At 46.5% G+C, this 10,294-nt stretch carries 8 protein-coding genes and 1 pseudogene; 1 reads left to right on the forward strand and 8 read right to left on the reverse strand.

The genetic code is table 11. The features are described 5' to 3' along the window. Positions 1-354: 354 nt before the first annotated feature. Genes A3GK_RS0109475 through dnaN form a run of 7 tightly spaced genes read right to left on the reverse strand, consistent with a single transcriptional unit; the run spans position 355 to position 7,259 of the window. Complete coding sequence (locus tag A3GK_RS0109475) at positions 355-735, reverse strand: RidA family protein (RefSeq protein ID WP_018029215.1); 381 nt, start codon at positions 733-735, stop codon at positions 355-357. A 29-nt stretch (positions 736-764) separates the two neighbouring features. Further along, positions 765-1,547 carry a 23S rRNA (guanosine(2251)-2'-O)-methyltransferase RlmB gene (rlmB, locus tag A3GK_RS0109480; protein ID WP_018029216.1) on the reverse strand — a complete coding sequence of 261 codons (783 nt, stop codon included), beginning with the start codon at positions 1,545-1,547 and terminating at the stop codon, positions 765-767. Between the two features lie 9 nt (positions 1,548-1,556). Further along, a complete protein-coding gene (gene recN, locus A3GK_RS0109485; protein WP_018029217.1) occupies positions 1,557-3,227 on the reverse strand; it encodes a DNA repair protein RecN in 1,671 nt (556 codons plus the stop codon). Continuing rightward, positions 3,224-4,120 (reverse strand): type IX secretion component PorD family protein, encoded by an 897-nt coding sequence (locus tag A3GK_RS0109490; protein WP_018029218.1) that lies wholly within the window; start codon positions 4,118-4,120, stop codon positions 3,224-3,226. Before A3GK_RS0109490 ends, recN begins: the two co-directional genes overlap by 4 nt. Before the next feature lie 11 nt (positions 4,121-4,131). After that, positions 4,132-5,343, reverse strand: coding sequence for a bifunctional phosphopantothenoylcysteine decarboxylase/phosphopantothenate--cysteine ligase CoaBC (gene coaBC / locus A3GK_RS0109495; RefSeq protein ID WP_018029219.1), 1,212 nt, complete (start codon positions 5,341-5,343; stop codon positions 4,132-4,134). Continuing rightward, the gene (locus A3GK_RS0109500) at positions 5,340-6,110 is read right to left on the reverse strand and encodes a 3'-5' exonuclease (RefSeq protein WP_018029220.1); all 771 of its coding nucleotides are present in this window, start codon (positions 6,108-6,110) and stop codon (positions 5,340-5,342) included. Before A3GK_RS0109500 ends, coaBC begins: the two co-directional genes overlap by 4 nt. 18 nt (positions 6,111-6,128) lie before the next feature. Further along, positions 6,129-7,259, reverse strand: a complete 1,131-nt coding sequence (dnaN, locus tag A3GK_RS0109505) for a DNA polymerase III subunit beta (protein WP_018029221.1) — start codon at positions 7,257-7,259, stop codon at positions 6,129-6,131. Between the two features lie 578 nt (positions 7,260-7,837). Between dnaN and A3GK_RS0109510 the strand changes: the two genes are divergently transcribed. Continuing rightward, positions 7,838-9,982, forward strand: a complete 2,145-nt coding sequence (locus tag A3GK_RS0109510; protein WP_018029222.1) for a M3 family metallopeptidase — start codon at positions 7,838-7,840, stop codon at positions 9,980-9,982. Positions 9,983-10,091: 109 nt separating this feature from the next. On the opposite strand, the pseudogene A3GK_RS11640 reads toward A3GK_RS0109510, so the two are convergent. Next, positions 10,092-10,294, reverse strand: a pseudogene (locus A3GK_RS11640) (group II intron reverse transcriptase/maturase); the annotation flags it as partial.

The following is a 10,294-nucleotide window of genomic DNA, read 5'->3' on the forward strand; positions in this document are numbered from 1 at the left end:
TTACTATCCTATAGGACTGCCGAGGCCTCACGGGATAAGCCATACATCTTTCATCGTTTACCTGCCTAATTTACGCATCAAGGTTACGGTTGCCTTTTGGAACTTCACTGCCTGTAGCCAGCTTGTCCGCTTGATACGCCTTAGTATTAGGTTTCTGTTCGTCAGGCCACGAATTCGCTATTGCTTCTTCTCTCCCAAGGGTCACCCCTTGAAACTTGCAAGTCGCTATGGGGTTCGTTGGCAACTACGCCCCGAGTGGACTTTCACCACAGATGTATGACATGCCCGTCATACTACAAGAAGGTGGAGGTGACCAAAGTCATCTCCACCTTCTTCTTTTTACAGCTTAGTGAATTAAATCGCTGCTATCACTTCAAGCTCCACAAGACCTCCCTTTGGTAGTGCACAGATTTGGAAAGCACTACGAGCAGGGTAAGGTGCTTGGAAATACTCAGCATAGACCTCATTTACCTTAGCGAAGTCCGCAATATCGGTGAGGAACAAAGTAGTCTTCACCACATTTTGGAGGGTCAAACCCTTTGCCTCAAGGATCGCTTGGACATTCTTAAATACCTGGTGAGCCTGACCCACTACATCCTCAGCAGCAAATTGACCACTCTTAGGGTCTAATCCAAGTTGGCCAGAAACAAATACAAGCCCATTGGCAGCTACGGCCTGTGAATAAGGGCCTACTGCTGCAGGTCCATTTGGAGTACTAATAATCTCTTTACTCATAATCTTAGTTGTTAATATTAATGATTCAATTATCTCTTCTGTCTTACCGCTTCATAAAGCAACACCCCCGTTGCCACCGATACATTGAGCGAACCGATTTCGCCATATAGAGGGATACGGGTAAGGTGGTCACACTGACGTATAGCATACTCCGAAAGCCCCTTATCCTCAGCACCCATTACGAGAGCTAGCGGCCCCTTCATATCGCAATCGTATAGCAACTCGGAAGCTTTTTCGCTAGCTCCCACCAGCTTCACACCAGATTGCTTTAGATAATCAATTGCTCGCTCTATAGAAGGCTCACGGCATACAGCCACTCGAGAGAGTGCCCCAGCCGATGTCTTTACCGCATCGGCAGTCACAGAGACCGAGTTTTGCTCAAAGATCACAATAGCATCTACACCAGTACACTCACAGGTACGGGCGATGGCACCAAAATTGCGAACATCAGTAATGCCGTCCAATATCACCAAGAATGGGTCTCTACCAGCCTCAAAAAGCGTAGGCACCACCTGCTCCAGTGTAAAGTAGTGGGCAGCTGCCTTAACCGCCACAATCCCTTGGTGACTACGACCTGCCAAACGGTCCAGCTTCTCCACCGGCACCCTCCTTAATGGCACCAGATGATTGCGGAGTAATTCTATTAGCTCCTTAATCCCATCGCTACTATTCTCCCTCTTGAGATAGACAAAGTCAATCTGCTCTCCAGCCTCCAACGCCTCACGTATGGCATGGATACCAAATATCATCTCATCACGTTCTCTAGATCTATTGGGGTATCTCCTACCTCCCCTTGCATTATTCCGATACATCATATTACGTTACTTATTTCGTGCTAATAGTGCTCTAGCATTGGCCAATGCTGCCTCCGTCATCTCCGCACCAGTCAGCATATTTGCCAATTCCTTAACCCTCTCCTCACCACTCACCTCCCTAATGGTGGTAAAAAAACCACTCTCTTCCTCCTCCTTACTTACCACCAACTGATGGGCCGAAAGTGCAGCAATCTGAGGCAGATGTGTAATTGATAATACTTGGATATTCCTACCCAAGCGCTTCATTACTCCGCCTAATTTCTCAGCCACCTCACCACTAACACCGGTATCGATCTCATCAAAAATCACAGTAGGCAATACACTATGCTCCGCCAAAATGGTCTTCAATGCCAGCATAAAGCGAGAAATCTCTCCACCAGATGCAATCTCCCTAATAGGTTGTAGCTTGGTCTGTTTATTGGTGGCGAATAAAAACTGAACCGCATCAGCACCACTCTCCGTGAGCTTATCCAGAGGCTGCAAATCCACCTTGAATGTAGCCCCAGCAATACCCAGCTCCTTCATCAATGCGTGCAGTGGAGGCAATAGTTCCTTTGCCACCTTAGTACGGCTCTCAGTAAGTCTCTTTGCCAGTGCTTTTGCCACATCCTGCTTCTTCGTTAGTTCCTTTTCCAACTCCTTAAGATAGGCATCCGAATTAGTGATATTATCCAGCGTCTGTCGGTACTCATCACGAAGCTTAATCAGGTCATCGCTATCACTTAGCTTAAACTTAAAGAGCAATCCTTGCAAAAGGTCTATCCGCTCCTCAATCTGTGCCAATTCACTAGGGTCTACCTCAATGGTATCCAAAAGCCCCCCCGCCTCACGGATCATATCCGATAGCTCCAGCTCTAGCGAGGAGAGACGCTCATGCAATTCCTCCACCTGAGAATAGTGCTCAGCAGCATGGGAGAGCAAACGGGTCGTCGTATGAATCTGCTGTACCACTCCAGGAATCTCCATATCACTATCAGCAAAAGAGATAAGCATATTGAGGGCATCTGCAATCTCACTGGTATGCTGCGCCATGGACTGTCTTTCCTCAAGCTGTGTCAGCTCACCACTCCTGAGATTAGCTTGATCAAGTTGCTCCAATTGGAAGGAAATAAACTCCTGTTCCTTTGCTTGCTCCTCTATCCTTTTCCGCTCCTTTTCCAGCTCTTTAGCAGCTTTTTGGTAGGCTTTGTACGCACCAAGATACTCCTCAAGCAAAGGCTCATTGCCACCTAAAGTATCTAGGATACTCATCTGGTAGTGAGCCTCACCAATCAACATATTGTGATGCTGTGAATGAATATCGGCTAATCGCTCACCAATCAGTTTCATTACAGTAGTATTGACAGGAGTATCATTGATAAAAGCACGGCTTTTACCAGCCACTGTAAGCTCCCTACGCAGTCGACAAATTGGCTCAAAGTCAAGGTCATTCTCCTCAAAAAGTTGCTCGATACCCAACACTCCATTGAGGTCACAATCGGCCTCAATAATGGCCTTCTTAGCACCCTCCCGTATGGTGGTGGTATCTGCTCTATTGCCCAAAATTAGGCCAATAGCCCCCACTAGTATAGACTTTCCCGCCCCAGTCTCACCGGTGATAGAGGTAAAGCCCTCCTTGAGTCCCAGCTCCAGCTCTTTAATTAGGATAAAATCCTTTATATACAACCTAGTAATCATCGACTAAACACAACACTTGGAAATAACTCCTCTACTAAGCTACGAGTGTTCCCCACCTCTAAAGAACCCTTATTGGCTTGGAAATGTGCACTCATGTCCTTTTCCTTAGAATCAAAAAACAAAGTCAGAAAGGAAGTGCTACTATCATACTCCCTTAATTGACGAAGCCCTTGTAAAACCGCAGTCAACACCCTATTATAAGCAGTAGGAAGAGGGCTATCAAGTCCCTCCCTATGGTATAGATACCACAGCTCGCGAAAATAGCTACCCCACTTAGACTGCAACTCGGGCAAATACTTTGAGGGAGAAAGCTTGGAGGTAAGATAGGCATTGCTCAATCCACCACTATCTTGCCAACCCGCTTCAAAGAAGCCACTTCTTGATACTAGATAATTAAGGAAAGGGTCTCCTCCATAGAGTGAGAAACTATCATAGTAATACATGGCACCCAATGTAGCGTAGTAATACATCACCATAAAGAGCGGTGACTCAGGAATCTCACCTCCGATAAAGGTAGGACTGAGTAGTGGGTCAAAAGTAAAGAGCAGATTCTTCTCATGAAATAGCACTAAAAGAGCCTCTTCATCAGCTCCATATACTGGACGAAAAAGAGCTATATCCAGATGGCCACTATACTCGTCACCTACCGACTGAGTAACTGAGAGCGAGAGCTGAATACGAATAGGCTGCTTAGGTCGCAATGTCACCTCTATCTCTGGGTCATAACCTATGAGCATATATTCCAATTGACGTTGCAGCCCCTGCAAATCCGCCTGCTTTTGCTCAGGAATCCCCTGTAAATTCAGAGAGACTTCTGGTGCAAAAAAGCTTTGTCCAGCAGCGGATAACCAGCTAAGCATAAGCCCAATAATGATGCCCCACACCCTCTTCATACATCTAGATACTATATAAAACGTAACTCCTCCATTCGATCGACGATGGCTTTCGCCACATTACGTTTGCTCATCAATGGCAAGTCTACAGTACCGCCATTAAGTGCATCAAAGATAGTCACCTTATTCGTATCCACCTTAAACCCAGCGCCTTCATTTTGCAGAGAATTCAGTACAATCATATCCAGATGCTTCCTAGACATTTTGTCTATCACCGCTTCAGACTCCGCATTTGTCTCCAAAGCAAAGCCAATGTGCCACTGCTTAGCAGACTTGAGCTTGCCTAGCTCCGCAGAGATATCGGGATTAGGGATCAAGTCCAAAGAGAGTGCCCCTACCTGCTCTCGCTTAATCTTATGGTCATTGGGCGTAGCTACTCGATAGTCTGCCACCGCTGCACAGAAGACCGCCACATCATACTCATCACGTACGCTTAGGCAAGCCCGATACATCTCCTCGGCACTCTCTACAGAGACCACATGGATATTATCCGACTTTGGAAGTGACTCCACAGGACCAGAAACGAACGTTACTTTTGCCCCACGCTCAGCCAGCTCTTCAGCAATCGCCTTGCCCATCTTGCCCGACGAGTAGTTACCAATAAAACGAACGGGGTCAATCTTTTCGTATGTTGGACCCGAGGTCATCAATACATTCAGCCCCTCCAATGTCTTTTTAGCGGGACCATCAAAGTACTTTTCAAGCGTCTGAAAGATCTCCTCTGGCTCAGCCATTCGCCCTTTTCCCACTAAGTGGCTCGCTAACTCGCCCTCTTTTGGCTCAATAATATGCACTCCCCAAGAGGCAAGCGTCTCCAAAGAACGTTTGGTAGAGGGATGAGCAAACATATCCAAGTCCATCGCAGGAGCCACAAACACTGGAGCTCTACAGGATAGATAAGTAGTTACCAAGAGATTATCCGCAATGCCATTGGCCATCTTACCGAGGGTACTTGCTGTAGCCGGTGCTATCACCATAGCATCGGCCCATACCCCAAGGTCCACATGGCTATTCCACGAACCACTCCGCTCCTCAAAAAACTCCGAGAGTACCGATGGCCCAGTAAGCGTTGAAAGCGTGAGAGGGGCAATAAACTCTTTGGCTGCTGGTGTCATCACCACCTGTACCTCGGCTCCTGCCTTCACCAGAAGCCTAGCCAAGACGGCACTCTTATACGCCGCAATACTTCCCGTAATGCCCAGTACTATCTTTTTCCCTTTCACTTTCTTTCGGCTTCTATCATTAGTTTTTGCAGATGCATCTTGGTATCTCTTGGGAAGTCTCCATTCATCATCCACCCGAAGTATCCAGAATCCTTCCGAAGTACCTCAACCACTGGCTGCCCTTTATACTTTCCAAAGTTGAAGCAAGGAGTACCACTTTCATCGTAAACCATACGTCCGCCAAGATCCACAGTATCCATCTGCTTGGTATAATCACTGAGACTCTCCACATCACAGGGAAGGTCGCTATACATCTCCAGCTGCCCTTTAAGCACTTCATACGTAGCCATGGTATCCACATCTGCCGAGTGTGCTCCGTCCAGTGGTTTATTGGTATAATACTGGTAGGCAGCAGTCAGCGTTCGTGGTTCCTGCTTATAGTAAATGACCTGTACATCTACCACCTTGCGGTGACTAAAATCCACAGGGGTCCCTACCCTCTGCAATTCTTCAGCTAAAAGAGGCACATCAAAGCGATTGCAGTTGTAACCACCCAAGTCACAATTCTCAATGAAAGCGACTACTCGTTTGCCCACCTCTTCAAAAGTCGGTTTATCAGCCACATCAGCATCACTGATGCCGTGCACTGCCGTGGAGGTTTTGGGAATAGGCATTCCTGGATTTACTAGCGTGTGTAGGGTCTCCTCAGTGCCATCGGGGTGTACTTTTAGGAGAGCGATCTCCACAATTCGATCCTTTACCACGTCAAGTCCCGTTGTCTCCAAATCAAAAAAGACAATCGACCGTTTCAATTGTAGCTTACTCATAATCCTCTCCGCTATTAATTAGCCATATACGAGTGGCATCACCGCCACTACAATCTCCACACCAGCTTCACCTCCAATTGGTGTCACCAAAGCAGCACGCGAAGCATCTCCGATCCGCATCGAAATAGTTTCCGAAGGCATCACCGTAAGGAGCTGTATCAGATGCTCAGCCCTAAATGAAAAACGCGCCTCAGGAGCTGAGAAGGAGACAGGCACCGCCTCCTCTGCCTTCGTACTAAAGTCCTGATCGGTTGCCTTAAGTACTAGCTCAGATGGTGAGAAGTCGAAGTTAATAAGCCCCATTGCCTTATTGGCAAAGACTGCCACACGCCTTGTAGCTGCCAGAAGTTGCAGTCTATCAGCTTCCAAAAGCTTATCATTATCCTTAGGGATCACCGTCTCATAATTTGGGTACTTTCCCTCTAGCAACCTACATTGTAACTCCAACGTCTCCGTCTTGAAGAGTGCAAAGTTGGGGTGAAACTCCAGCTCTATATCGCCATCATCACTCTTTGAAAGCACCTGAAGGAGTAGTTGAACGGGCTTTTTGTGCAATGTATATCTATGCTGCTCATTGACATTCAACTCCAACATTGAATGGCGGTAATAGGAGAGCAAAAAGCCATTGGTCGCAACGAAAGTGATATGCTCCGGACGAATATCCACATGCACACCTGTCATGATAGGGCGTACATCATCCACAGTAGTCGCATAAACAGTATTATCTAGCCCCTCATAGAAATTAGCAATGGGCATCTTCACCTTCAAGCCTTCATCTCCAAGAGATTGCACATCAGGGAAGTCCTCGCCCTTAATCACTGGGAAAGAAAAGAAGCCATTATTATACTTACCGTGGAGCTCGTAGTCCTCCGTGTTCAGCTCAAACTGAATCATCTGATTGGGAATCTCACGAAGCGGTTCCACGAGCTGACGCACACGGACGCAGAAACTCATATCCTCGCCCTCCTTACTACTCAAGTCCACATGGCTGCAAATCCTAGTCTCACCATCAGTAGCGGTCAGACTCATCTTCTCCCCCTTCACTTCTACTAGGGCAAACTCCATAATGGCTAGCCCCTTACCTCCTATCACCTTGGCAACCAATTGCAAATGGTCACGAAGCAAGTCACTTAGTATCGTTAACTTCATAGATATATAATATTGAAATTCTAACTTTTCTCTCACAGTTTCACTCCACCCCTTTTGATTTCAAATTTACCAAATCTTTGGCATACCCCCAAGGGTCAGACGAAAACCCATCAAAGAAGCCTCATCCGATATTCTGCGTGATGGAGTGATTGTGACATCTTGAGACTACTGCGTCAGCCTGTATACACCAATCATCTTGCGGGATGAAATCCGCAAGAAATGGGCGACGGAGTCTTTTTTCTCTTTGTAATTTTGAAAGAAAACTGTAAATCCATTATAATTGAGCGAATTATCCAATAAACGTAGGATTTACACAAAAGAACACAATGAATACATCATAAAGAAATAAATAGAGCATAAGCAGACTTCCATATAGAGATTTTGGTCTGCTAAAAAGTCGGGATACAAGAAAAAACGATCAATAAAGTACCCGACTAAAGCAATAATAACTCAGCCTGCGGAATTGTGAGATGATATTAAGAAGGGGGTATGTTGTAAATATTCCTTATATTTGCCAATACAAAGGGAAGATGTAACTTGTAGCTAATACTTTTTCAGATAATAAAGATAATAAAGTTATGTATCAAAATTTCAAAACATTGCTCCTTAGCGGTCTAGCCGCTATCAGTCTGCTTGCAGTGGGCTGTAAGGGAGAGAAAAATGATCCTATGGAAGGAAATCCATTCAACGAGCCTAGCGCACTGGCTTTTCACGCTCCAGACTTTGGCAAGATCAAAAATGAGCACTACAAGCCTGCATTTGAGGCTGGTATCGAACAGCAAAGAGCCGAGCTTAAGGCCATTGTAGACAACGAGGAGAAGCCAACATTCCAGAATACCATCCTCCCTTACGAGGATAGTGGGGCACTTCTTTCACGTGTTTCCAATGTATTCTTTGCCATCTCAAGTGCCGATGGTACTGATGAGATCAAGGCAATAGAGGCCGATGTGATCCCTATGCTCACCGCTTGGGAGGATGAGATCACCTTCAATCAGCCACTCTTTGATCGTATCAAGGTGGTGTATGACAATGAGTACGAAACCCTTCAAGGTGAAGACAAGAAACTCCTCAAGGAGATTTACGACGGCTTTGTAAGAGCAGGTGCCAATCTTCCAAAAGAGAAGAAGGATGAGCTTGAGAAGGTGAATGCCCGTCTAGCTGTGCTCCAGCAAGAGTTTGTAAAGATGAATATCGAGGCTCGCAACAAGGCCATCGTTCCTATTGAGGATGTAGAGGAGTTGGCTGGCCTTAGCGAGGGAGAGATTGCTCAGTGCAAGGCTGATGCCGAGGCAAATGAGGCTGTTACTGCACCTTATGCTATTGTAATCAGCAATACTACACAGCAGGATATTCTGACATCTCTTGAGAATCGTGCAACCCGTGAAAAGGTATTCAACGCCTCTTATCACCGTTCGGATAACACTGGCAACCAAAATACCTACCCAATCATTGCAGAGATGGCTCAGCTTCGTCACAAGAAGGGACAGCTACTTGGTTTCAATAACTATGCTGAGTACAGCCTTCAGAATACGATGGCTAAGACTCCAGAGGCAGTGACTAGCTTCCTAAAGAAGCTCGCAGAGGAGTATCAGCCTGTAGCTGACCGCGAGACTAAGGAGATTGAGGAGTATGCTCGCAAAACTATGGGTAGCGACTTTGAGCTAAAGCCATACGACCGCTTCTACTTCTCAGCCAAGATGAAGGAAGAGAAGTATCACTTCAATGCAAATGACGTTAAGCCTTACTTCGAGGTAGATAGCGTCCTTAAGAATGGTGTATTCTACGCTGCAGAGCATGTTTATGGTCTCACCTTCAAGGAGCGCTTTGACCTCCCAACCTACCATAAGGATGTACACGTTTACGATGTACTCAATGCTGAGACTGGAGAGCAGGTAGCTCTATTCTATACCGATCTATTCAGACGTCCTACCAAGGGTGGTGGTGCATGGATGAGTGAATTTGCATCTCAGAGCCATCGCAATGACCAGCTTCCAATCATCTACAACGTATGTAACTACACCAAGGCACCAGAGGGACAACCTAATCTAATTACTTGGGATGAGGTAACTACTCTATTCCACGAGTTTGGTCACGCTCTTCATGGTATGCTATCTAATGTAGAGTACAAGTCTCTCAGTGGCACCGACGTGTTCCGCGACTTCGTAGAGATGCCAAGCCAGTTCAATGAGTACTTTGCTACTGTGCCCGAGGTATTTGCCAACTTTGCTAAGCACTATGAGACAGGCGAGGCTATGCCAGAGGATCTTAAGAATAAGATGCTGGAGTCGGTTAACTTCCACGCTGCCTATGCTCTAGGGGAAAACCTTGCTGCTTCTACTGGCGACGTAGCTTTCCACATGCTTTCTACAGGTAATGAGGTAAATGCAGAGAATGTAGAGGAGTTTGAGAATAACGCTCTTGCAGCGGCTGGGCTTCTCAATCCACAGATTCCTCCACGCTACCGCACTAGTTACTTTAACCACGTTTGGGGTGGTGGCTACGCTTGTGGTTACTATAGCTACCTATGGTCTGAGGTACTGGCTGTAAATGTTGGCGAGTATTTCACCAAGAATGGTGCGCTCAACCCTGAGGTAGGTAGAGCTTTCCGCGACAAGGTTCTTTCCAAGGGTAACACCGAGGATCTAGCACAGATCTTCTCCGACTTCACCGGTCTTGCAGAGCCTAATGTAGCTAGCCTGCTTCCTGCACGCGGAGTGAAGTAATCACGCACGACATATTAAAATCGAGTAGGTCGGGAAACGAAAGTTTTCTGACCTACTTTCGTTTCCTTCCCTCTCACACCACCGTACGTGCCGTTCGGCATACGGCGGTTTAATTCGTTTTCAAAGAGTGTCTAATCGCATAGTAGTCCAAACAACTTACAAGGCCTCTGCGGGCAAGTACATCTTTCGATATAGCTCGTACCACGCATGTACGTCTCACCACCCATTCGTAGCGGTCTCCGCAGTAGGATGTAAGCTTGGCTAAGTCGTTGCAGACACCAAGTTTGCGTAGTCCCCAGGCTCGTTTGTGTG

Source organism: Porphyromonas somerae DSM 23386 (assembly GCF_000372405.1).
In the GTDB taxonomy this organism is placed as follows: Bacteria; Bacteroidota; Bacteroidia; order Bacteroidales; family Porphyromonadaceae; genus Porphyromonas_A; species Porphyromonas_A somerae.

What these genes read in the sequence shown, in the direction of transcription:
- A3GK_RS0109475 (WP_018029215.1), bottom strand. Translation starts at nt 735, where the DNA reads ATGAGTAAAGAGATTATTAGTACTCCAAATGGACCTGCAGCAGTAGGC.
- rlmB (WP_018029216.1), bottom strand. Translation starts at nt 1,547, where the DNA reads ATGTATCGGAATAATGCAAGGGGAGGTAGGAGATACCCCAATAGATCT.
- recN (WP_018029217.1), bottom strand. Translation starts at nt 3,227, where the DNA reads ATGATTACTAGGTTGTATATAAAGGATTTTATCCTAATTAAAGAGCTG.
- A3GK_RS0109490 (WP_018029218.1), bottom strand. Translation starts at nt 4,120, where the DNA reads ATGAAGAGGGTGTGGGGCATCATTATTGGGCTTATGCTTAGCTGGTTA.
- A3GK_RS0109500 (WP_018029220.1), bottom strand. Translation starts at nt 6,110, where the DNA reads ATGAGTAAGCTACAATTGAAACGGTCGATTGTCTTTTTTGATTTGGAG.
- dnaN (WP_018029221.1), bottom strand. Translation starts at nt 7,259, where the DNA reads ATGAAGTTAACGATACTAAGTGACTTGCTTCGTGACCATTTGCAATTG.
- A3GK_RS0109510 (WP_018029222.1), top strand. Translation starts at nt 7,838, where the DNA reads ATGTATCAAAATTTCAAAACATTGCTCCTTAGCGGTCTAGCCGCTATC.